Origin of the sequence: Enterovibrio norvegicus FF-33, from assembly GCF_000286835.2 — a bacterium.
Classification (GTDB): domain Bacteria; phylum Pseudomonadota; class Gammaproteobacteria; order Enterobacterales; family Vibrionaceae; genus Enterovibrio; species Enterovibrio norvegicus_A.
The window spans coordinates 2,413,239-2,437,057 of sequence record NZ_AJYD02000038.1 but is presented as its reverse complement, the minus strand read 5'-3'; the positions used below and the strand labels follow the sequence as shown (position 1 = coordinate 2,437,057).

Genomic DNA, 23,819 nt, shown 5'->3' with positions numbered 1-23,819 from the left:
TGAGTCACAAAAGCCAATAAAAGGCGCATTAGTAGTTCTTCGTCTTTGTGTTAAAGATGAGTAAAACCTTTAAATTACAAGGTGAAAGATGAACTTTATTTGTTGAAAATTGGCACTGTCCACATTGAATTTAACTGAACTCTTGCCTATACCTAACTATGAGAGAAAGTGTTTTTGTTGAATACCAAGAGTAATTGGTGTGTAAGTTTTTCCGACATTTTGGCGAAAATGATCATTTACGCGTGAAGAACGCGAGCATTGAACATCATCTAAGTGTATTTCCGGCGAGGGATATTAATGAATACAAACTCAGCACCAGCGAAAAAGCCGCCGGCACGACCGAGAGAACGCGTGATCATGGGACTTCAAGCCATGGACTTCATTCAGCATGGCACTGAAGCATCGCTTGAAATTGTAACCCCATTGGGACAACACCTTAATTTTAAATCAAATTTTATTGGTTTTGATGATCAGCAGCATATCTTTTTCACCATGCCGAGACTCACCAAAAAAGATTATGAAGAATTCTTCATGGAAGGATTCAATGTAGACATTGAGGGGATCTCTGAGCAGGGGGAAGGTGCGTTAATACGTTTTAGAACGCGCATCGCGCATGTCGTTTTACGACCTATTCAAGTGCTCGTTTTTCCTGTACCTCAGCAGGCAAAATTGGTTCTACTCAGAAATGAAGTTCGTTATGAGCTGCGGTTACCCGGTGACATTCAACTGTCGAATCGTAAGTTGGGCGTGATATTGACAGACGTATCGTCTGGGGGTTGTGGCTTTAGTTATGACGCCATATCTCCCGAATTTGATGTTGGCCAAAAGATTGTTCTCGAGGTTGTTAACAAGGCGAATGGCGATACCTACGCATTGAGTGGTGGCGTGAAAAATGGTCGAACCAAACGCGGTAAACAAACATACGGGATGATATTTGATGAACCCGGTAAGGCAAATTGCCGACGACTCCTTTCGACCTTGATTTACGACGGCACCAAATACGTGTTCAAAAATCCTAAAAAAGATGCTGGTCCAGGTGCAAGCTAACCGCTAAAAACTCACCATAGAAGGTGATTAAAAGACAGCAGAAAGCACCGAACACTCACGGTGCTTTTTTTATGGAATTCGCAAACAAGTTGGCGATTAAAATAGGAGATACATGCTTTGAATCAAATATTTAATAAAAGATGTCTCATTTCTGATTACACGCTAGATCTTGTCTAAACTTAGCAAAGACCCTAATAAATCAGATATATCCATGACTGACTTAAATGTTGATAACCACTTTGTGACCGCTGCTGTTGTGGCTGCTGAATTGTATAAAGCACGTGAGATTGCTAACGATATATCGTTGACGGCTAGCAATGCCCGCGCACTTGCTTTACGTGCAGGTCAAGGTGCAGCTGGTTTTCGTGCTATTACAGATTTCATTGATCAGCTTGCTGACACAACGGTTAAAACATCAGATGTCATCAACCTAAAAGCGGTCACCATTAGTCGTTTGGCAACAGTTGCTGTACGCAGCGAGCGAACCATCGACCGATTTATGCAGGCGGCGACAATAAGCCGAGAGTCAGAATTTGTTCAAAGCATTATCGATCCTATCGAACAGATGAAAGCGGAACACGCAAAAGTGCTTCGTCATTTTCACCGAGAAGTCGCTCAGTTGTCAGAGCTACTTGAAAGCCTTGCTCGTGAAATCAAAACCGCGTCTGTTCTGTCCGCCATGTCGCGTGTTGAGGCATCGCAGTCAGGCAAGAAGTTTGAAGAGGGGCTCAATGTGGTTGCAGACAATGTCTCCACAGCAGCAGAGCGCATCCAGGTTCACATTATGCTTTCTCAATCGCTTTGCCGCGAATTGTCAGACGACTACTACTAGACATAGGCAGTGTGAACCCCATTTACAACGGCAACCATGTCCCGGAGACAGGCTGAAATGATCACAAAAGAAATTTACTCTGGCGAAACGCATCAATGGTTTATGTTTGGTCGGGATCCGTCTAAACCTGAAAAAATCATTGATACCAACCAGTACATGATCCGCACACCGAAGAGTGCCTTGTTGATGGATCCCGGTGGTATGGAGATATTCTCTGCCATGCTCGCGTCTGTGGTGAAACAAGTGCCAATCACACAAATCCATCATTTGTTCGCGTCTCATCAGGACCCCGATATTATTTCCTCTCTCGGGTTATGGGATACGGCTTTGCTCGACACTAAATTGCATGCACCTTGGTTGTGGGAAGGGTTTATTCGTCATTTTGGTATGCAGAACATTGAGTACGCACCGATTGCTGACGAAGGGGGGCGTTTGGTTATCAATGGTGTGGAAGTTCAGTTCATTCCCGCGCATTATCTTCATGCATCAGGCAATTATCATGTTTATGATCCGGTTGCGAAAATCCTCATGAGTGGTGATGTTGGTGCAGCTTTGGAAGATGACGATGCGCCACTTGAAGTGGAAGATTTCGAAGAGCATATTCCGAAAATGCACGGATTTCACCAGCGCTGGATGCCGTCGAATGAAGCAAAAAATGATTGGATACGACGCGTGCGTTTGTTAGATATTGATATGATGTGCCCGCAGCATGGACGTGTTTTCACGGGTGACAATGTGGGTAAATTTCTAGATTGGTTTGAAGATCTTAATGTAGGTATCGCTATCAAGTAGCGATCAAGGGATCATATCTTTAAACTAGCAAAGAGTGCATTGTGCACTCTTTTCTGTTTTATTCACGTCTCTATTTTGTATTTATTCTCTAAAAACAAGCAACAGATTAAGGGCTTCACCCGCATCGACTTGATGGTTAATGGTGTCATCGAAGAAGTGATTAAATTCGGCCAATCTTGGATCATCGCTATTGATATGATGAAATCCCATACTCCAGTTTTTGAATTGTCTGTCTGGAATGGTTTTGCGCATTAACTCAACCACGGAATAATGGCGGTGATCTTTACAGATAACCTTAAAAAGTGGTTCGAGTACTTCTTCTTCGCCCTCTATCACTTGAATGAAATCACCGTCCTTGTACAGAAGCATGCCTGTTACGTTGTGTTGCTCATTGTTTTTGCGGATGGCCGCCAACATATTGGAGAGTTCCAGATCAGTGAAAGGGTGCTCTGCACTGCTAATATAAATAATCTGCTTTAACGTATTACTCATCGCCATCTCCGCAATTCACGCATCTAACAATTCTTTCTTATAAGTATGTATTAAAAATGAAAAAATGCATGACTGTTGGCGACTAAGTAGAGGGTTCAATGTAAAGCACTTTACTTGTGATGTCGTGCGCATTAAGAAAGTTAAGCCAGCGGATTTGATGTGGCTGTAATTTGTCACCCGGACCTTTAATTTCCACAAACTGGCAACAACCATCCTTCACCATAAACAAGTCAGGATGTCCGGATCGGTTGGATTTCGTATCAAATAGCATTCGATTCAAACAGGCAATGATCTGGTCACATGCCAGTGTCGAACAGGCCGCTTCAACTAAGCTTCTATCAACCATACCCCAGTGTACCCATTCGTTTGCTATACCTTCTTTCTCATCGTAAATATCCAGTACTGAATAACTGCCGTTGGTAAAATCGGTGATCCTCTCATCGATCAATGTTTTTCTTTGGTTTGCAAACTCAGGGGAATACATGTCTCTCGGAGAGCGCTGAAAGGGATTCAAAAATGCGCCTTTAATAGGGGCGAAGATGATATCCCAGAACACCAGACCAAATAGGGCATTGAGCACGGCATTTTCGCAGAACCAGACTTTCCAGCCTTGAGATTCAAATTCATTCGCCGCAAGTCGTTCAACGCGCCCTTCAAGGGTGAGTGAAAGCGTCTCTATTGCATATTGCCTGGTAGCTAAGGGCTGAATGTGAAAAGGCAAACTAAGAGGGGAAACTTTCTTGGCGAGCTGTCGAGCAAGGCGGTCAGCAACGTCTTTTTCATCTTCGTTAATGGGGTGTTCGAGCATTGAGGCGACAGCTTGACTGGCCGAATGACAGTCTTCCAGTTTGATAGCCATGCGGGCGAGTCGTTCGCGTGCTGGAGGTAAGCCTGATTGTGTAAATAAGAAAGTGGCGGTTGAAAAATCGCCGGTGCGTTCAGCATCCCTTGCCAAACGATTGGCAAGCCTGTCCCATTTTTGGGCCAAAGGCGGCCAAGATGGCTTCTTTGGCAGCGAGTTGATCAGCGCTAGCGCTGAATGAATGTCTTTTTTTTCGCTGTATTGCCAGTAGTCTTCATTGAGTGTCGATAAAAATAGCCAATCTTCTACTTGGTCTCTGGAGTTGAACAGTCTGTCGGCATAAAGAAGTGGTACGCTCTCGAAGCGGTAAATACCTAAGTCACTTAAAACAAATTGGCTGAGGTCTTGTCGAGAGTTGCCAAAGTACAACAACAGAAAAATAGGCAGCACATCGTGAGACATACATAAGCAGTCTGTGTTCAGTGGCGGGATATTACCGTCTTCCGTAAGTAATCCCAAAATGGTGGCGACTAATTCGCTTTTCTTAGCGGATGCTTTGAGTGAATGCGCGGAGAAGTGCTCCAGCAATTCTGGCTTGGTCATCAGTTCCGCAGCAATGACAAAGGGAGGCGTGCGAGTCACGGTGACAAAGCCGTGTTTAGCGAGATCGCGAATAGCGCTGTCAATGTCGTCGATTTCTTCGTAGTGCAGTTTGTCGCGGCGAAACCAGCAGCCTTTGCGCGACAATAGGCGCACAGTGAGCAGCTTGGCGTCTAAGGGAAGCGAAGAGAAGGTAAACAGCCACCGTTGCTCCGTTTGGGTCAGCAAATCGCCATAACGCGTAGATACGACATCGATAATGGAAAGGAAATTATCGAGATAGTATCGAGGTGACAAAACGGGTTGGGCAGCGTATTGGCGATGCATAAAGGAATGTTCGATCTAATTCGACTGAGCTGATTATGGCAGGCGATGGGTGCAGTATTCAATTGAATGTGGTTTGTTTGATTTTGAAAGAGGTTTGTTTTTTTTGATATTTTTACGTTTAATCATGGGGTTATTTATCCTTCTTGCGTTCAATGTGTTAGCGAACACATCGGTAAATGCAATTAACAGTACGCTACCCATAAAGGCGGCAGATTGTTTGATTGTTGATGGTGACGGCAATATTTTGATGATCGATGAGGCAATCAGTGGGAAATACTCCATTCCCGGAGGCTCTATCATCGGCGATGAAACACCGCAGATGGGCGCAACAAGAGAAGTGTTTGAAGAAACCGGGCTGCATGTCGATATTGGCGACATGATCGCGCGTACGTACAATTCAGCCATCTTTGCTTGTACCTTGAAAACACCCACTCCCTATTTTATTGATGAAAATAGTCGACGTGTACTGATGGCTTGGTCTGCGCCCCATTTTGGTAAAGAAGTCACCCGAGTTTTGCTGCTACCCAATACGCCAGCCGTTCGAAGTCACTATCGATTTCCTGAGCACAAATGGATGTTTCCTCAATGGGTACCTTTAGTGACCCCAAGTGATTTCGTGTTCTCCCCTGGAGAGCCTGAAGATTTGACACCGTTTTATCGCAGTCAATTGAGTGCACTTCAGTCTTTCCACGATTATCGAGCGGGGAGTCGCTCCTTCACGCGTTTCACGAATGCCATTGTTGCTGCGGGCAGCTTGATTACACCGCTCTTCTTTCTCTTATCTTTGGTGTTTATTCGATCTTATCACGGTCATCGCGCGACACTGATCTATGGTGCGGGTCTATTCGCTGTCTCTGTATTTACTTTGCTAATGACCACGATTATCGAAGTGCCTCGCCCTTATTTTATCGACCCAGTCTTTGGTGAGCATGATACGTTGGGGTATACGTTGCCTGGCAGCATGGTGGCATTAACCACCTTTTTGTTTAGCTGGCTATTGCTGACTTGGGAGAAAGAAAAACATTCGCGTGGAAGAAGAGGACTCGCATTGTTAGGCGTCGTGTCAGTCTTGTTATTGAGTGGCAAGGTCCTGATTCAGGGCGAGCACTATCCGTCGGATGTGTTGGTTGGATTTTCCATTGGCCTTGGTGCGAGCTTTGCGCTGCGCCAGCTTAGAAACTGGCGATTTGCTAACAGAACGAGAGTGTTAACGTCGTCCAGATTTTGGTTGCTCTCGTTTGTGTTTGCCGCTGTTTTGGGCTTATGGATTCATAAACCACACATCATTTATCTGTCTGCAATTTGTTTGGGTACATATTGCTCATTACTTTGCTTAAAGATCTATCCGATTTATGTTTCTGCGGTTAGACGTCATGCGAAGGCGACATTTTTCGTTATGGCGTCGGTGGGTGTGCTGGTGTTGATACTCATGGATAACATCATGACGGCGAAATACGCGGTTAATGAAGTTATCGTTGCATTGAACTGTGCGACAGGTTGGGCCATCGCGGTTTGGATTTTGGTGGTGACGCCAAGAGTTTTCCGTCAAGTCATGCGTTAAAAACTCGCGAGAAGAAAACGGCACGTCTTTTCTTCCGCTAAGTTGTGTGTTTTCAGCCGCTTTTCCTCTGGTGAGGGTTGCATTTCCACTTTGATGCACCTCACACCTGAGGTAAAGTGATGGTCATCGAATTCAACGCAATCTGCCAGCAACCGTAAGGAACCACGGTGTATTTACTGGCCTCAGGGAGCATGATGTTACCAGCACTTACCCACCAGCATATTCTTGAACCAGTTGTTGGGCGCTATCTTGATGCGCTCAAAAAGAATGGCTTTCAAGGTGATGTAGAAACCTTCTACGCAAGCCGACTCGCGGTTGCAACAGATAATTCCGTTTATCAGTTACTGCCTCAAGCGGTTGTTTTTCCAACGTCTATTCAAGATTTATCTTTGATTGGTTCGCTGTGCAAGGACGACGAATTTAACGACATTCGTTTTTCAGCGCGCGGGGGTGGTACGGGTACAAATGGTCAGTCGCTGACACAACACATTGTCGTTGATATGTCTCGCCATATGCGGGAAATCCTCGAAATCAACGTTGATGAAGGCTGGGTACGCGTACAGGCGGGTGTGATTAAAGATGCGCTCAATGATGCCCTGCGACCCCATGGATTCTTCTTCTCTCCTGATCTTTCTACCAGTAATCGCGCCACTGTCGGCGGTATGATTAATACCGATGCTTCAGGTCAAGGTTCTCTGCGTTATGGCAAAACTTCCGACCATGTTCTCGGGCTTACCGCGGTGTTGGTTGACGGTTCTATCCTGGACACTAGCAGGCTTTCAATCGATGCAATTGCGTCCAGTGGTCGAGAGGATTTTGCAGGCCATGCGTTAAGAACCGTCTCGGAAATTTGTCGTTCAAAACGTGCAGACATTGATGCTAAGTTCCCGCCGTTGAACCGTTTCCTGACGGGGTATGATCTCAAAAATGCCTTTGAGCCAGAAAACGACACGTTCGATATCGGCCGTGTACTTTGCGGCGCAGAAGGCTCGCTGGCCTTTATTGCAGAAGCCAAACTAAACATCACCCCAATCCCGAAAGCGCGCACTCTGGTCAACGTGAAGTACGACAGCTTCGACTCTGCGCTGAGAAGCGCACCAGTGATGGTTGAAGCGAATGCCTTGTCGGTAGAAACCGTTGATTCTCGCGTCTTGAACCTTGCTCGCGAAGATATTGTCTGGAACACAGTAAAAGAACTGCTGACTGATGTACCTGGCAAAGTGATGCAAGGCATTAATATTGTCGAGTTCGCCGGCAATGATATTGAAGAGATTGCTGCCCAAGTTGCTGCGCTAACAGAACGCTTAGATGTGTTTGTTCAGACGGGCGAGCAAGGCGTGATTGGTTATCAGGTTTGTGATGATTTGGCTTCTATTAATCGCATCTACAATATGCGCAAAAAAGCCGTTGGTTTACTGGGTGCAACGAAAGGTGCAGCCAAACCTGTCGCGTTTGCCGAAGATACCTGCGTTCCTCCTGAAAACCTTGCCGATTACATTGTTGAGTTCCGTGCTCTGCTCGATAGTTATCATCTGGATTACGGCATGTTTGGTCACGTTGACGCGGGTGTACTGCATGTCCGTCCTGCGCTTGATCTGTGTGACCCTGAACAAGAACGCTTGATGAAGACGATTTCCGATCAAGTGGTCGCGCTGGTGGCGAAATATGGCGGCCTGATGTGGGGTGAACACGGCAAAGGTTTCCGTTCAGAATATGGGCCTGAATTTTTCGGCGACGATCTGTTTAACGAACTGCGCAAAGTCAAAGCGGCGTTTGATCCCGACAACCGAATGAACCCAGGTAAAATTTGTACCCCGTATGACAGCACTGACACCTTAGTCAAAGTTGAAGGCCCGAAACGCGGTGCGCTCGATCGCCAAATCCCTATCGTAACCCGTGATAGCTTCCGTCAAGCAATGGAATGTAACGGTAATGGGCTTTGCTTTAACTACGACACCAGTTCGCCAATGTGTCCGTCGATGAAAATCACCTATGACCGTCGCCACTCGCCAAAAGGCCGTGCAGGCATTGTGCGTGAATGGCTGCGACTTCTGGCCGAACAGGGTGTTGACCCATTGGTGATGGAAAAAGAGTTAAGCGAAAAAACGCCATCAGTACGTCAAATTGTCGCTCGCTTCAAAAACACCTGGCTAGCAAAAAAAGACGATTACGACTTCTCGCACGAAGTGATGGAAGCGATGAACGGGTGTTTGGCGTGTAAAGCCTGTGCGACGCAATGTCCGATAAAAGTGGATGTTCCAAGTTTCCGCTCTCGCTTTATCAATCTGTATTACAGCCGTTATCAACGCCCAGCCAAAGACTACTTGGTCGCAAACATCGAATCTATGTTGCCTTGGATGGCGAAGGCGCCAGTGATTGTAAACACGTTTACCCAACCAAAATGGGCGCAGGCTGTAACCAAAAAAGTGGTGGGTTATGTCGATGCCCCTGCTTTGTCAGTGCCTACGCTGATGGAATCTTTGGATGGTCACCATGCCACCAAGTTTGATTTGCAATGGTTGCAGGCATTGAGCGATGAAGAGCGTTCGCGTTATGTACTTATTGTTCAAGACCCATTTACCACGTTCTATGAAGCGGATGTGATCCGTGACTTGGTGAGCTTGGTTGAGAAGCTAGGTAAAAAGCCGATGCTGTTGCCATTCAAACCTAACGGCAAAGCACAGCATATCAAGGGATTCCTGAAGAAGTTTGCCAAAACCGCGTCGAATACGTCTGAGTTTCTTAATCAGGTAGCAGGGCTTTCTATCCCAATGGTGGGCGTTGATCCTGCTCTTGTGCTTTGTTATCGCGATGAATACAACGAAGTGCTCGGTGACAAGCGTGGTGATTTTTCAGTGCTGACAGCCCATGAGTGGCTGTTGGATGAAATCACACATCTGCCAGCAAAAGAACATGCCGACAATGACGCGTGGTATTTGCTGGCCCACTGTACCGAAAAAACCAAACTGCCGAATGCAGAAGCAGAATGGGGACGTATTTTTGCGCACTTTGGCGGTAAGTTAGAAGCAGTACCAGTGGGTTGTTGCGGCATGGCTGGCACCTATGGGCATGAGTCGGATAAGCTAGAAAATTCTAAGGGCATTTATGATTTAAGCTGGAAGCCTCGTCTTGAGTCATTACCGCATTCACGATGCATGGCGACAGGCTATTCGTGCCGAAGTCAGGTGAAACGATTTGAACACAAAAAGCTGTTTCATCCCGTGCAGGTGCTGTTAAAGCTCGTTTAAATCGTCATAACTTAAGTCATCATAACGATTGATAATCGAAGGGAGCATTGCTCCCTTTTTTTCGGCTGTGTTTTGAACAATAGTGAGCACGTCTTAATAGTTGGGCGAGGCTTATCCTTCCAACTGATAGTCTTAGCAATAACAATTTCCTCTCTAGGAAAGGAGTTGCTATGAGTAAGCTTCAGCCACACATCACGTTTCATGGTGTTTGCCGCGATGCATTGTCGTTTTATGAGGATGCTTGGAACGGAAAAATCACCACATTGACCACGTTCAATGACTCTCCGGTTGAATTCCCGTCGCATATTCTAAGTCGAATTATGCATGCCGAATTCGTTTCACCAGAAATTCGCTTTCTCGCATCGGATGGGTTGGATGACTCATTGGCCCAAGGATCAGGCGATGTAGCGTTTCATGTGTCGTTTGACGATGAAAGGCGACAGAGCGAAGTGTTTCTGTCTCTGTCAGAGATGGGGCAAATTATCATGCCACTGGATTATACCTTCTGGGATGTGCGGTTTGGCATCATCATCGACAAATATGGTGTTCGGTGGATGTTGAGTTGCCCTGCAGACAGCAGCGATTTTCCAACATAATTGCAGATAACAGATAACAGATAACAGATAACAGAAGCCCCAGTCTCGCTGGGGCTTCTGTTTTATCTCGATGTGTCCATTTTTATATCGAGCAGAATATTAAAGATTCATGGTTTAATCTTCGTTAGGGCTAAGCCAGCGATAAACAACACCTGCAATCACAGCGCCAATCATCGGTGCGACCCAGAACATCCAAAGCTGATCGAGTGCCCAATCACCCACAATCAGAGCAGGCCCAGTACTGCGCGCCGGGTTTACCGAGGTGTTGGTCACTGGAATACTGATTAAGTGAATAAGGGTCAGTGACAAACCAATGGCCAAGCCAGCAAAACCTGGGTTAGCGAGTTTGTGTGTCGCGCCCATAATGACAATCAAGAACATAAAGGTCATTAGCACTTCGGTAATAAAGCCTGACATCATGTCAAAGCCACCTGGAGAGTGTGCGCCATAGCCATTAGAAGCCAGTCCACCCGCGAGATCGAAGCCGGGTTGACCGCTAGCAATGATGTACACGGTGAATGCGCCCACGATGCCACCAGCAACCTGTACTACAATATAAGGGAGAAGTTCGCTGGTGGGGAAGCGACCACCAGCCCATAAGCCAACAGATACCGCGGGATTTAAATGACACCCTGAGATGTGACCAATGGCGTAAGCCATGGTGACCACAGTTAAGCCGAAAGCGAGCGCTACGCCCAAGAAGCCAATACCGAGGTCTGGAAAAGCCGCTGCAAAGACGGCGCTTCCGCAGCCACCGAGCACTAACCAGAATGTACCAATGAACTCTGCTGTAAGTTTTTTCAACATATCACAACCTTCTTTTACTCAATGTTATGGAACGGCGGAATGTTAATCACCCAAGGTGCGCTAGAGCTTGCACCTAGTAAGTGATTTAAACCTAGCACATTATTCTAAGTGTGCAGTGAAAGCCGTCTTCCCACATGTTTACACCCGCCAAAAGCACTTATGACTTAGCGCCAAGGTCTTGTGTCACAAGTGAGTGAGTAGGGTGTCAATGTCGCAGCGATTGAACTAGTCATCGCTGTGGGAGGGTATATGTGTTACTTTTGAAAAATCAGAGAGTTGGCTAAAGAGGCGATTAAAATGATTAAAGTTGCGATTATTGGTGGATTAATCATTGTTGGCATATTGGCTGCGAAATTTCTTGATGAAAAGGCACAGAAAAAAGTCGTCATTGGATTGTGTGTTCTCGTGGCGGTTGCAGCGCTGAGTTTGGTGATCTCTGAACTAATACGATGATGGTCAAGCCCATCGGAGTAGAAAAAAAAGCGAACCATAAGGTTCGCTTTTTTGTGTTTCTTTATCGGGCTGCCGAGCGGCTTCTGTTGCCGGATGGGCGATTTTTAGCACCACTTGGTCTTGAGCTCGTTGGTTTAGAAGCTCCAGGCTTCGAACCTGCTGGTCTAGAGCCATTTTGCGGCTTGCTAGCGCCTTGAGCCTTTGGCTTGCCTGAAACCGGTCGTTGACCGTTTCCAACTGGCTTACCTTTTGCTCCCTTGCCTTGACCCTGAGGTTTACGAATATCAGGTTGGTTAGGGTGCTTAGTGGCAAAGCGCTTCGTGCCAGGACGGTTCGAACCACGACGCTGTAAGGCAGCCATTTCTGCTTCGCTACCTTCACGCGGGATCAAACACCCTTCACGATCTCCGATCAGGTGTCGCTTGCCCATGCTGGTGAGGGCTTCACGAATGATTGGCCAGTTGGCTGGATCATGATAACGCAACAGCGCTTTGTGCAGACGGCGCTGAATTTCACCCTTAGCAACAAACAACTCTTCACGCTTCTTGTACTTCACGCGTTTCAGAGGATTCGTCTCAGAGTGATACATCGACGTTGCGTTACACATTGGCGATGGATAGAAATTCTGCACCTGATCGCACTGGAAATCGTTCTCTTTGAGCCACAGTGCAAGATTCAGCATGTCATCATCGGTACAGCCAGGGTGTGCCGCGATGAAGTACGGGATTAAATACTGCTTTTTACCCGCTTCTTTAGAATATTTCTCGAACAACTCTTTAAAGCGATCATAAGCGCCCATGCCGGGTTTCATCATCAGATCCAGCGTACCTTTTTCGGTATGCTCTGGAGCGATCTTCAGATAACCCCCTACATGGTGAGTGACCAATTCTTTTACGTACTCTGGTGACTCAATCGCAAGGTCATAACGAACACCTGAAGCGATAACCACTTTCTTCACGCCAGGCAACTCACGCGCAGAGCGGTAGAGATCAACGGTGTGTTTATGGTCTGTGTTTAATTTCTCACAGATTTTTGGAAACACACACGACGGTCGACGGCAGTTTTGCTCTGCACGAGGATCAGAACAGCCAAGGCGATACATGTTCGCCGTTGGGCCACCAAGGTCGGAAATCACGCCAGTAAACCCAGGTACCTTTTCACGAATGTCTTCAATTTCGTTCAGGATAGATTCCTTAGAACGGTTTTGAATAATGCGACCTTCGTGTTCGGTAATCGAACAGAATGAACAACCACCAAAACAGCCACGCATGATGTTGACCGAGGTTTTGATCATTTCATACGCAGGAATTTTTGCGTCGCCGTATTTAGGGTGAGGGACACGTGCGAAAGGCAGGCCGAACACATAATCCATTTCTTCAGTCGTAAGAGGAATCGGTGGAGTGTTGACCCAAAGTTCACGTTCGCCGTGTTTCTGGATGAGTGCGCGTGCCGAATATGGGTTGGCTTCCAAATGCATGACGCGGCTTGCGTGTGCATAAAGGACTTTGTCGTTGACCAGTTTCTCAAAAGAAGGCAAACGAACATAACTGTTTTCTGCATCATGACGTGGCGGGCGAACCATGATGGGTTTCGGTTCGTCGTCTTTTTTGGTCTCGCAGGCCGTTTCAGTGGCATACGGGTTAGGCAGAACCATAGACTTGCCCGGCTTGTCGATGCGTGAGCTATCAACTTCCGTCATTTCTTCTGGTGCATTTTTCAGCATCACGGCTGTGCCGGCGATGCGGCTCATGCTCGCTGCGTTTTCGCCTTTTGCAAAGCGATGGGCAACTTCAACCAATGCGCGTTCAGCATTACCAAACAGAAGGATGTCAGCTTTCGAATCGCACAAAACCGAGCGACGGACTTTATCTGACCAATAGTCATAATGCGACAAGCGGCGAAGACTTGCTTCGATGCCACCCAGAACAATAGGCGTCTCTTTATAGGCTTCTTTACAGCGTTGGGTATATATCAATACTGCGCGATCGGGACGCATGCCGCCTTTGTTATCAGGCGTGTAGGCATCGTCGTGACGAATTTTTTTGTCTGCGGTATAGCGGTTTATCATGGAATCCATGTTGCCCGCGGTGATACCGAAGAAGAGGTTTGGCTGACCTAGCGCCATGAACGCTTTTTTGTCTTGCCAATCGGGTTGCGCAATGATGCCGACACGGAAACCTTGAGCTTCTAGCGTACGACCAATAACAGCCATACCAAAACTCGGGTGATCGACATAAGCATCGCCTGTAACAATAATAATGTCACAGCTGTCCCAACCTAGCTGATCCATTTCCTCTCTGCTGGTTGGCAGAAAAGGTGAAGTGTCATAACACTCAGCCCAGTATTTAGGGTATTCAAAGATGGGAGTGACGGAATTGCGCATTTTTTGACCTCTTTCTCGCAAGGCGGCAATTATAGCGGCTTGTAGAGAGGAGAGCCAGAAGGTTTAAACCCGTAGTTTTGCAGGGTTTTTGGCGGTATTGGGCTGCACTACCCGAAAATGCAGCCCATTTGCATTAGAATTTGTAGTTCACACCCAGTGAAAATAGATACTGGCTGGCGGTATAGAAATCAATATTTGAGTCAATGTTGTTGTAGCCTGCCAATGAAATGAGGGACAAAGGCGTGACATCAAAAAGCTCACCGTATTCATACGCGAGGAAGACGCCGTATTCTTTGTCAGCACGTGTGGTACCAAAAACGGGATGATTCGCATCGTAGTCTCGAGCATGATATTTACCCGTCAGTACAATTTTATTTCGGCCAGCAAGGCTGAAATAGGAAAGCTCACCCCCTAGCGATTGATAAGACATTGCATCGCCTTCGGCTTCATGATCGTAGTAAACAAACGCGGGGGCGATACCCAATCCGCGACCGAGGAACTGACGGTAGCTGACCTTTGAATATAAGGTGTCACCTTCACGGTTTAACTGGCTTTGTTCACTGAGTGTGAACCCTGCAGTCCCGCTTTGCTCGTCGTCGATCTCGGTTTGTGCGTAGGCGATGTCAATAGACAGCGGAGAGCCACCAATACTATTCAACTGTAAACGGTAAGCATTGCCAGATTTGTCGGTTTCAGATCGCGCGGTATCTGTTAAGTAAGGATTTGACCATACTTCTTCTGACAACACGGTGGGTAAATACGCCACCGTAACTTTAGTGCCAGAGGCCAATTCTTGCTTGTAGCCAATTTCCAAAGCAACCGTACCGACGGCAATATCTTCACGGGTCGTACCGACGAAAATCTGCTGACTTAGCCCTTCCCCCCAGGTGAACGCCAAACTACCCAGAGGCCCAAAGATTGGGTTCGTCTCACGATTTCCACTGCTGTTTAGCGGCGCGTTTTTTATGGCTTCGCCACTGGTAGATAAATTGGAATCCGTGGATACCACACCGCCTAGCAGTGATATTTCGCCGCTGAGTCCGCCTCTTTCTGCCAGCCCAGCGTTAGCAAAAAAGGGCAGTACAATGAGACTGGTTAAAAGAGTGTGTTTAACATTCATGCGCGCAATGTCCTTTTGCTCTGACGATGTAAAGAGTCTGCCATCATAGCAAAGAGGATGGCTAGAAAAATAGTCATGAAAATCGATAAGTTAAAAATCTATTCAATGCGTTTTATTACTACGAACAGAACATTGGGAATCGATCATCACAGTTTGGCCATTAATTTTGTCAATACATCAATTTTTTGATTCGACAGTTGGCGATAGTCAAAATAGGGGCAAATAACGATGGGTAGCGTCGGGTGTCGGGCAAAGTCCTTGTCTAGCCATACACATTGTTCTGCGATACCCAGTTTTTGAGCATGAGTTTTCCCAGCGATAATGTGGATACCGCCGCTGTCGGCCAATGTGAGCAGATCATGGCGGCCAAAATACAACGCTGCGTTGGAGGCTTGTTGAAGCAATGCTTCATCTCGGAATCTCTGCCATGTAGAAAAGCCTAGTGGACGAAGTGTTGAATCCTCAGGGAGCGCGAACAATAACTTTGCATAGACATTAAACACTTTGCGCCAGCCATTACCTCCGGCTTGTCCAATGGCGTTTATGTCGCCATTGATGAGGGGCGTGTGGCTCCCAGTTAGAGGCATTTCACCCCATAGTGCGTGCAGAGGCGGTGCTTTCTCTACATAGACATTGATAGAAGGGTTACCTGAGCCGAGCGAAAAAGCGTGCACTGTGTTCATCCTGCTATTTGTTCTGTTGTACGAAATCGATAAACGCACGGTCTGCCAATGATAAGTAACCGTGTTTTCGCCACGCCATGGAAATATCTAATGTCACGGGTTCTTCAAATGGAATGGCAATGAGTCCAGGCTCGTGCTGTGTCACCAATTCAAGCAAAGCGGTAATAGCAAAGCCATGACGAACAATGTTTAAGATCATCGCCAACAGGTTGGTTTCAAAAGAAAGGTTGGGTGTGATTTTATGGCTTGCACAGATACGGTCAATGAATTCGCGGTGAAAATAGCCTTTTTTGAACATCACCAACTCTTCATCAAAGAAGGCTTGAAAACTCATTGAGGTTTGTTCCGCCAGTGGATGATCGGCACTGGTGACGGCAACCATTTGCGAAGAAATCAAATGAGTTGTGTCCAATGCGGCAGGGACATCCTGACTGTGAATCACCCCAATGTCGAGTTCGCCATCGAGTAGCATTTGTCGGATTGACTGTGTCCCTGCTTCTACCACACTGAGTTTAAGATCTGGGTATTTGCTTTTAAAGCCCATCAAAATGGAAGGGAAGAAGTAAGAACCCAGCATGCCAGGCACGCCTACACGAACTTCGCCTTTTTGTAAGCCTCTAAGTTCTGCCATTTCGGTGTTGGCGTCTTCAACCATTCTTAATATGCGGTAAGCGTGGGGAAGGAGAGTTTGGCCTTCTTGCGTGAGGTGCACTTGGCGTTCGTTGCGGTCAAATAGATTGAGGCCGATATTGGTTTCTAATTTCTTTATCGCAATACTCAACGCAGGCTGGGCAATATTCAGCTTTCTGGCAGCGCGAGTGAAATTTTTCTGCTCGGCGACACTGACAAAATATCGAAGCTGTCTTAGATCCATGCTTTATGTGCCTTTTGATAGTCGATGTGAGTGTCAGAGATGGCTTATACCCAAGTATCTTGAGGTTGTTTGGGTATAGGTATAAAAAAAAGATCTCACTCCAATATAATTAATATACTTTATATATTACTGATAGGTTGCTAATTTCACAGTATATTGTGAAATCAGTAATGTAGAGCATGATCGAATTACAAACACCCGCTTACCGTAAAGCCGCATTTGCCTTATCTTTTGGCTCCTTTCTGGTGTTCTGTAACCTGTATTTGTTCCAGCCAATGCTTCCTGTGTTTTCAGATGCCTTTGTCGTCACCGCAACGAAAGCGAATTGGCTTCTCGCCGCGTCCACGCTGGGCTTATCGATTAGCTTGTTACCTTGGGCGTTACTGTCTGAGAGAGTTGGCCGTCGCCCGGTGATGCTTGCGAGCCTATTTTTGATGCCAATCGTCGGTTTTGCGTCACTGTACGTGGACGCGTTTTGGGGGCTGGTGGTGCTCAGAGCGCTAATGGGTATTGCGTTGGCTGGCTATGCGGCGGTCGCGGTGGCGTATATGGCGGACGAGTTTAGCCCGACCGCGCTTGTGGTCGCGGTAGGTGGCTACATCAGTGCTAACTCGTTAGGTGGAATATTCGGTCGCTTATTCGGTGGTTTGTTCTCGGATTTTTTCGGGTGGCAGGGCGCTGTGATGGCAATGGCAATATTTACGGCCATTGGCATTTTGTTGGTCTGGAGTCTATTGCCTGCTCAAACACGGTTCGTATCAACTAATACCTCGCTTATTGAGCAAACAAAAGTGATTGGTGAGCACGTTAAAACCCCCATATTGTGGGTTGCCATGATTATTGGTGGTGTGAATTTTGCCCTTTTCGTGAACTTCTACTCAGTGACAACATTTAGACTGTTAGCAGCACCTTTTAACCTTCCTGTCGGTATTGCATCGGCTATTTTCATTTGTTATCTCGCTGGCACGCTGACCTCTCGGCTAAGCGGGCGCTGGGCGAACCGGTATTCACCGATTTCAGGCATGACTTTTGGCACCGTGGTGACATTGTTTGGGGTATTGATAGCCAGCGTAGAAACTCAAGCGACCGTGGTCATTGGCTTACTCATTGTGAGTGGCGGCGCGTTTTTTACACACTCATTGGCTTATGGGTGGGTGAGTCGACGTACAACGAAAGGTAAAGCCACTGCAACGGCTCTCTATCTTGTTCACTACTATGTGGGTGGCAGTCTGGGTGGTTTCTATTTGATAGGGTGCTGGGAATATGCTGGGTGGTTCGCTGTCACGCTTGGTGCCGTATCATTGGCGGCACTCAATCTTGTTTTGATTCAGATATTGGGCTCGCTGGAAAAGAAGTTGCTCATGAAGGCATCGGTCATTGAGGCAAAAGGGTGAGTAATTAGTTGGCAGCCTCAAGCCAAGGGCGCTTATGTTTTTCTTGTAGATCTGCACCGCAGTGGTCAAACAGACGGCTGCAATCGCGGCCGTTATGCTTTGCGTGGTACAAAGCAAGATCCGCTTTTTCAAGTAACTGGTGAAGGCTATCTTGTGTCGAAAGACTGGTACTAATGCCGATGGATGTTGTCACTCTGATTGGCTCAGACACACCTTCTACATCGATTGCCAGATCGCGAATATTACTCATGATCCTCGTGGCTACCAATTGAGCGTTTTCTGCACTGCATTGCGGTAAAAAGAGAATGAATTCTTCGCCACCATAACGGCCAAATATATCCGATTTCCGTAACGTTTCTTGCACGGTTTTGGTGAATGCTTGCAGCACCATGTCGCCAGCGAAATGGCCATATTGATCGTTGATTCGCTTAAATTTATCAAGGTCCATCAACAGAACAGAATAGGGGCGTGATCGTGTGCGCGTATTCTCAATGTCGCGTTTCGCGAGGGTGAGCAACATGCGGCGATTGTATACCCCAGTAAGAGGATCAAGCGTCGCGTGACGGTATAAGCGAAGCATCATATGCAGTTTGGATGTTTGAGCCCAAATCACGAGAAAACCTACGACCGTTTGTAGCCAATAGATCGCAAAAATATCTAAAGAGAGAAGAAATCCGCTCTGAAAATCAACGTAGATCTGTGTCAGTGCTGTGGCAAGGATCAGTGAGAAAGACTCTCGAATAGATAAGGGAAATATCGTCAGCATAATGACATGCAGAAATGGCAGTAATGTGTAGCAATAAACGAACGTATTGATGGTGTGTGGGTAACCTAACACATGATTAGCCAACAAATAAAAGACATTGAAGCTCATGACCAAGGCGACTAATGCAATGCGGCAGTCGCGAAGAGAGTGACGTGAACGAACGATATGGGCAATGGTAAAAAGCGTGGCGGCGAGACAAATTCTAAGAATGGTCAGCGAGTAACTGCTGGTATCAAGTGTCAGGTTATCAACGGGTATCCATACGAGTGTTAGCGCCGCCCAAACATAACTAAGTGCAATAATGCGTGATCGCAGGTATGTCGCACGTGTTGTGTTGAAACTGGCAGCATGACGCTTTGCGCTCCAGAGTTCCTGAAGCGAAAGTTTAAAATGACGGTAGGATAACTCCATGTTTCCCCTGGTTTTCATTTCCGCACGAGCCAGTGATATTGTGATGGGTATTACGCAATTTTTTGAAGCGCATTCACAATATTAATACTTATAGTAAAACAGTTACATATGAATGCGAGTGAATGCAAAGTTATCATCAATAACTGTGAGGGTATCTACATTGTTATAGATATAAAGTGGCCTGATGCCTCACGGCGGTATTTGCGATAAAAAGTGGATTTTCAGGCGGTAGTATAAATTGGGTAACTCACGGTTGCTTGGGTATAATTGCCCGCAAGTATCCAACAGGTAGTAAACAATGTACGAATTATTGAGTTCGGTGGTGATGTCGGGTGCGTTAGGCGCCCAGTTTGTTTTGACGTTGGTATTGCTGAAAGGTGATATCTGTCCGGGGCAGCGCGGACGTCTGCACAAAGCGTTTTGGTTTCTGGTCGCCGCTTGGGCATTGGTTGTTCCATTCTCTCCATTTTCAGCGTTGCCATTTATTGCGTTAGGCATTTTTTCATTGCGTTCGAAATCAGGGAAAACTCGACTGTCTGGACCTATTCCTGTGTTGCTTTTGGCCAATGGCTTTGGTGCGTTGGCAGTGCTAATTTCAGCATGGCATCAAGGCATGTTTGTAGGGTTGCTGATGATTTCCCAAGTTGCTCTGGTGGGCGCTATCACGGGACATTGCTTGCTGGTTCGGGCGCGATCTCGTTTACAGGCATTTCACCGTATTCTTCCGGTTGCGGGCATTGTCGCTGCAATGTTGATGGCGTTGGTTATTGCAGTTGCCAGCACATCTATGCCGGAGGCGTCAGCCAATGCGTTAGTGACATCCGTGTTGACCAGTTTGGGCTTGGTGCTGGTGGGCGTGATAATTTGGGCATTTCATTTGCTTCGTCAAACACCACCGCATTTACTGCAACTTTGTTGTGCGCTGATCGTCATTGGGGGGGCATCTGGCGTTGCCATGTCAGCACTCATCTGAGCATTTGCATGGCAACGGGTTGTCTCAGGCACAATAAAAGGCACGTGAAGTGCCTTTTTTGGGGCTGTTCACCTTAGGCGTCAACGCGAATATGACGTATCGCATCTAAAATACTTTCGAATAGGTCAAAAGTGACCCACTGAAAACGGGAGTACGTGTATGGAAATCCACAACCTTGAGCATCTCGAAGGTGCGATCATGTACGGCATCGTCAATGAGAAGTTGCGCTTAGAGTGCGATAGCCTCGACGACCTCTTGGCGCAATTTGAATTGGACCACCAATCTTTCCAACATAAACTCGATGAAATGGGATGTTACTACGATCCCGTTGTGAATCAGTTGAGGCAAAAATAGAGCTCAAGAAGGTTAGCTATACCTTCTTAATCCCATCCAAATGGGTATGGCATTGATTGCGAGCGGTAGCAAAGAACGCTTTAAGATAGGGCCGTTGCGACTCCTGGCTTCTTACCGCGGCATACAGTCGACGCCAAAGCCCTTTGCCGAGAGGCCTATCAACCACCAAACCCTGTCTTGAAAATTCACTAATGGCCCAATTAGGTAAGGCAGCTACGCCTAATCCTGCCGTCACCATTTGTATTAACATCAAGGTGTTATCTGCAGATTTAAATTGAACTGGCTCAACACCTGCAGGATGCAAAAAGTGCTTAACCACATCCATACGTTGTCGTTGCACCGGATAGGTCAGTAGGGTTTCTCCGGCAAGGTCTTCAGGTTCAATCACACTTTTTTTCGCGAGTGGATGCGTGTCGGCAAGAACAAGGCGCATTTCAAAATCAAACAGTGCCTCATAGTGAATTTCGCTACGTGGGCTAATGTCTGAGGTAATCACCACATCTAACTCGCCTCCTGCCAATGCTGGTAGTGGTTCAAAGCCAAACCCAGAAGAAAAGTCTAACTTCACCAACGGCCAACTCATTCTGTATTCTTTTAATGCTGGCATAAGCCATTGAAAGCACGAGTGGCATTCAATGGCCATATGAAGCCGTCCCTGCGCATCTTCTTTCAAGGCTGCCAATTCTGTTTCAGCCCGAGCGAGGCGAGGCAATACATCATCGGCCAACGCCAACAACACTTGTCCTTCTGCGGTAAATCTCACCGGACGCGTCTTTCTCATGAACAGTGGCGAACCAATACGCAGCTCCAAATCCTTAAGCTGATGTGAGAGCGCCGATTGTGTCAGGCAAAGCTGTGTTGCTGTCGCCGTCAGCGAGCCTGTGTCGCGGAGAACGAAGAGGGTGCGTAGGTGCTTTACTTCTAACATGAATTTATCTCAACATCCGTTTGAGTAATTTGAGTTTGTTTTATGCACTCTAATCAATCAAGGTGGACATGTAAACATCTGGACGGCTAAAAAGGAGAGATAGCATGACCACGACACATATTTTGGGTTACCCGCGCATCGGCAACAAACGAGAATTGAAATTTGCATTGGAGCAATATTGGAACGGTGAAATCAATCAACAAGGACTGTTGGATGTTGGCGCAACCATTCGTCATCATAACTGGCAAGTGCAAAAAGATGCTGGCTTATCGTTTGTCACTGTGGGTGATTTCGCATGGTACGACCAAGTGCTTCAAACGAGCCTGACGTTAGGCCACATTCCTAAACGCCATCGTCACGGTCATCCTGATCTGGATACCTTGTTCCGTATTGCTCGAGGCAAAGCGCCAACGGGTTGCAGCTGCGCCGCGTCAGATATGACCAAGTGGTTTAATACCAATTATCATTACATCGTTCCTGAGTTCACTAAAGATGACGAGTTTTCCCTCAGCTGGAACCAGCTGTTTGATGAAGTGAGCGAAGCGCAAAAATCCGGATACAAGGTGAAACCTACCATTTTGGGTCCGATTTCTTACCTTTATCTAGGTAAAGAAAAAGACGACGATTTTAATCGTTTGGAACTGTTGCCACGATTGTTAGCGGTTTATCAGCAAATTCTCGCCAAATTGAAATCACAAGGTGTGGAATGGGTACAAATTGATGAGCCTATTCTCGCGCTGGAATTGCCAGACGAGTGGCGCAATGCCTACAAGCTTTCGTATCAAGTGATTGGCGGTGATGTGAAATTGCTTCTGACTACCTATTTTGAGTCTGTTGAGCATCAACTTGATGTGATTTCAGCGCTTAATGTCAACGGTCTGCACCTTGATGCGAATGTTGCGCCACAGCATGTCGATACCATTGTCGATAGCATACCAGATCACTGGGTGGTGTCTCTTGGTGTGGTGAATGGCCGAAACATTTGGAAGGCGAACCTCAACAAGTGGCTAACGGCGCTGCAGCCAACAGCGGACAAATTGGGAGACCGACTTTGGATCTCTAGCAGTTGTTCTCTCCTGCATTCACCGATTGATGTTGAGCAAGAAACCAATCTCGAGCCAGAAGTGAAGAGTTGGTTGGCATTTGCTAAGCAAAAAGTGGATGAAGTGGTGTTATTGGCGAATGCACTTAACGGGAACAGTAAAGCAATTAGCGAGACTAAGGCTTACAGTGAGGCTATTGAGGCGCGTGCAACTAGCCTTCGTGTCAATAAGCCGGAAGTACAGGCGCGTGTGAATGGCATTACCACGGCGCTGGCGGAACGCGCCTTGCCATATCAACAACGTGCTGAAGCACAACATGCGTCTTTGTCGCTACCTTTATTCCCAACCACAACGATTGGTTCATTCCCGCAAACTGGCGAGATCCGTCAGCAGCGTCGCGCTTTCAAAACGGGTCAACTGTCAGAGTCTGATTACACCGCTGTGATCCAGGGGCATATTCAAGATGCAATTGAACGTCAGGAAAAGCTAGGTTTAGACGTGTTGGTTCACGGTGAGCCAGAGCGCAATGACATGGTGGAATACTTCGCAGAGCATTTGGACGGTTTTGCGGTGACGCGATTTGGCTGGGTGCAGAGCTATGGTTCTCGATGCGTGAAGCCTGCAGTGATAGTGGGGGATATTTCTCGCCCTGCACCTATCTCGGTTGAGTGGACGGCATTTGCACAAAGCCTGACAGACAAACCAGTCAAAGGCATGTTGACCGGCCCTGTGACGATTCTTGGTTGGACATTCCCGCGTGAAGATATTTCTCGTCAGCAAATTGCAGAACAAATTGCGTTGGCATTGCGTGATGAAGTGTCGGATTTGCAAGATGCCGGTATCAAAGTGATTCAAATTGATGAGCCAGCGATTCGTGAAGGCATGCCTTTAAAAACCGGTGATTGGAAAAGCTATCTGGATTGGGCTGTTAATGCGTTCAAAATTTCAGCCGCCAGTGCGACACCAGAAACGCAAATTCATACCCACATGTGTTACAGCGAATTCAACGACATTATTGATGCAGTTGCGGCGCTAGATGCCGATGTGATTACCATCGAAACCTCACGTTCAGACATGGAGTTGTTGCAAGCGTTTGAAGACTTCGCGTATCCGAATGAGATTGGCCCGGGTGTGTATGACATTCACTCTCCAAATATTCCAGACGTGGATGGCATCGTGGCGTTGCTCGAAAAGGCACGTAAAACCATTCCTGACGAGCGTCTTTGGGTGAACCCTGATTGTGGTTTGAAAACACGTAACTGGAACGAAGTGGAAGCGGCGCTGTTGAGTTTAGTGAAAGCGGCTCAAATATTGCGAGAAGAAGTGGCTTAAT

The 23,819-nt window shown here is 46.9% G+C and carries 20 protein-coding genes; 11 read left to right on the top strand and 9 right to left on the bottom strand.

Annotated elements, in window-relative coordinates; genetic code table 11:
* The first annotated feature begins 297 nt into the window (after positions 1–297).
* From A1OO_RS18855 to A1OO_RS18845, 3 genes are all read left to right on the top strand, one after another.
* Positions 298–1,047: a flagellar brake domain-containing protein gene (locus tag A1OO_RS18855; protein WP_017004082.1), complete on the top strand. Its 750-nt coding sequence runs from the start codon at positions 298–300 to the stop codon at positions 1,045–1,047.
* 211 nt (positions 1,048–1,258) lie between these two features.
* Positions 1,259–1,879 (top strand): hypothetical protein, encoded by a 621-nt coding sequence (locus tag A1OO_RS18850; RefSeq protein ID WP_016961427.1) that lies wholly within the window; start codon positions 1,259–1,261, stop codon positions 1,877–1,879.
* Positions 1,880–1,936: 57 nt separating this feature from the next.
* Positions 1,937–2,671: an MBL fold metallo-hydrolase gene (locus A1OO_RS18845; protein WP_016961428.1), complete on the top strand. Its 735-nt coding sequence runs from the start codon at positions 1,937–1,939 to the stop codon at positions 2,669–2,671.
* Positions 2,672–2,752: 81 nt separating this feature from the next.
* On the opposite strand, the gene A1OO_RS18840 is transcribed toward A1OO_RS18845, so the two are convergent.
* Together A1OO_RS18840 and A1OO_RS18835 are read right to left on the bottom strand one after the other, a co-directional pair.
* Entirely contained in the window at positions 2,753–3,163 is a 411-nt protein-coding gene (locus tag A1OO_RS18840; protein WP_016961429.1) for a BLUF domain-containing protein, read from the bottom strand.
* 82 nt (positions 3,164–3,245) lie between these two features.
* Positions 3,246–4,892 (bottom strand): VRR-NUC domain-containing protein, encoded by a 1,647-nt coding sequence (locus A1OO_RS18835; RefSeq protein WP_017004080.1) that lies wholly within the window; start codon positions 4,890–4,892, stop codon positions 3,246–3,248.
* A gap of 124 nt (positions 4,893–5,016) precedes the next feature.
* Here A1OO_RS18835 and A1OO_RS18830 point away from each other — a divergent pair, with 124 nt between their 5' ends.
* The 3 genes from A1OO_RS18830 (at position 5,017) to A1OO_RS18820 (ending at position 10,297) form a co-directional block, all read left to right on the top strand.
* A complete protein-coding gene (locus A1OO_RS18830; RefSeq protein ID WP_241819183.1) occupies positions 5,017–6,453 on the top strand; it encodes a bifunctional NUDIX hydrolase/phosphatase PAP2 family protein in 1,437 nt (478 codons plus the stop codon).
* 194 nt (positions 6,454–6,647) lie between these two features.
* The gene (gene ydiJ, locus A1OO_RS18825) at positions 6,648–9,701 is read left to right on the top strand and encodes a D-2-hydroxyglutarate dehydrogenase YdiJ (protein WP_026023952.1); all 3,054 of its coding nucleotides are present in this window, start codon (positions 6,648–6,650) and stop codon (positions 9,699–9,701) included.
* A gap of 170 nt (positions 9,702–9,871) precedes the next feature.
* Positions 9,872–10,297 carry a VOC family protein gene (locus A1OO_RS18820; RefSeq protein WP_016961434.1) on the top strand — a complete coding sequence of 142 codons (426 nt, stop codon included), beginning with the start codon at positions 9,872–9,874 and terminating at the stop codon, positions 10,295–10,297.
* A gap of 114 nt (positions 10,298–10,411) precedes the next feature.
* On the opposite strand, the gene aqpZ is transcribed toward A1OO_RS18820, so the two are convergent.
* Positions 10,412–11,104: an aquaporin Z gene (aqpZ, locus tag A1OO_RS18815; RefSeq protein ID WP_016961435.1), complete on the bottom strand. Its 693-nt coding sequence runs from the start codon at positions 11,102–11,104 to the stop codon at positions 10,412–10,414.
* A gap of 297 nt (positions 11,105–11,401) precedes the next feature.
* Between aqpZ and A1OO_RS23660 the strand changes: the two genes are divergently transcribed.
* Positions 11,402–11,557: a hypothetical protein gene (locus A1OO_RS23660; RefSeq protein WP_016961436.1), complete on the top strand. Its 156-nt coding sequence runs from the start codon at positions 11,402–11,404 to the stop codon at positions 11,555–11,557.
* 61 nt (positions 11,558–11,618) lie between these two features.
* On the opposite strand, the gene A1OO_RS18810 is transcribed toward A1OO_RS23660, so the two are convergent.
* The 4 genes from A1OO_RS18810 to A1OO_RS18795 form a co-directional block, all read right to left on the bottom strand.
* The gene (locus A1OO_RS18810; RefSeq protein WP_016961438.1) at positions 11,619–13,940 is read right to left on the bottom strand and encodes a YgiQ family radical SAM protein; all 2,322 of its coding nucleotides are present in this window, start codon (positions 13,938–13,940) and stop codon (positions 11,619–11,621) included.
* A 133-nt stretch (positions 13,941–14,073) separates the two neighbouring features.
* On the bottom strand, positions 14,074–15,060 hold the full coding sequence (locus A1OO_RS18805) for a DUF2860 domain-containing protein (protein ID WP_017004077.1): 987 nt from the start codon (positions 15,058–15,060) through the stop codon (positions 14,074–14,076).
* 146 nt (positions 15,061–15,206) lie between these two features.
* Complete coding sequence (locus tag A1OO_RS18800) at positions 15,207–15,743, bottom strand: DUF6942 family protein (protein WP_017004076.1); 537 nt, start codon at positions 15,741–15,743, stop codon at positions 15,207–15,209.
* 4 nt (positions 15,744–15,747) lie between these two features.
* Positions 15,748–16,617, bottom strand: coding sequence for a LysR family transcriptional regulator (locus A1OO_RS18795; RefSeq protein ID WP_017004075.1), 870 nt, complete (start codon positions 16,615–16,617; stop codon positions 15,748–15,750).
* A gap of 179 nt (positions 16,618–16,796) precedes the next feature.
* Here A1OO_RS18795 and A1OO_RS18790 point away from each other — a divergent pair, with 179 nt between their 5' ends.
* Positions 16,797–18,011: an MFS transporter gene (locus tag A1OO_RS18790; RefSeq protein ID WP_017004074.1), complete on the top strand. Its 1,215-nt coding sequence runs from the start codon at positions 16,797–16,799 to the stop codon at positions 18,009–18,011.
* Positions 18,012–18,015: 4 nt separating this feature from the next.
* Here A1OO_RS18790 and A1OO_RS18785 read toward each other — a convergent pair whose 3' ends face one another.
* Complete coding sequence (locus A1OO_RS18785; RefSeq protein ID WP_017004073.1) at positions 18,016–19,188, bottom strand: GGDEF domain-containing protein; 1,173 nt, start codon at positions 19,186–19,188, stop codon at positions 18,016–18,018.
* A 298-nt stretch (positions 19,189–19,486) separates the two neighbouring features.
* Between A1OO_RS18785 and A1OO_RS18780 the strand changes: the two genes are divergently transcribed.
* Complete coding sequence (locus A1OO_RS18780; protein ID WP_016961445.1) at positions 19,487–20,161, top strand: hypothetical protein; 675 nt, start codon at positions 19,487–19,489, stop codon at positions 20,159–20,161.
* Between the two features lie 159 nt (positions 20,162–20,320).
* Positions 20,321–20,515, top strand: coding sequence for a DUF4250 domain-containing protein (locus tag A1OO_RS18775; protein WP_016961446.1), 195 nt, complete (start codon positions 20,321–20,323; stop codon positions 20,513–20,515).
* Positions 20,516–20,531: 16 nt separating this feature from the next.
* On the opposite strand, the gene metR is transcribed toward A1OO_RS18775, so the two are convergent.
* A complete protein-coding gene (gene metR, locus A1OO_RS18770) occupies positions 20,532–21,443 on the bottom strand; it encodes an HTH-type transcriptional regulator MetR (protein ID WP_017004072.1) in 912 nt (303 codons plus the stop codon).
* 104 nt (positions 21,444–21,547) lie between these two features.
* Here metR and metE point away from each other — a divergent pair, with 104 nt between their 5' ends.
* A complete protein-coding gene (gene metE / locus A1OO_RS18765) occupies positions 21,548–23,818 on the top strand; it encodes a 5-methyltetrahydropteroyltriglutamate--homocysteine S-methyltransferase (RefSeq protein WP_017004071.1) in 2,271 nt (756 codons plus the stop codon).
* Position 23,819: the final 1 nt, after the last annotated feature.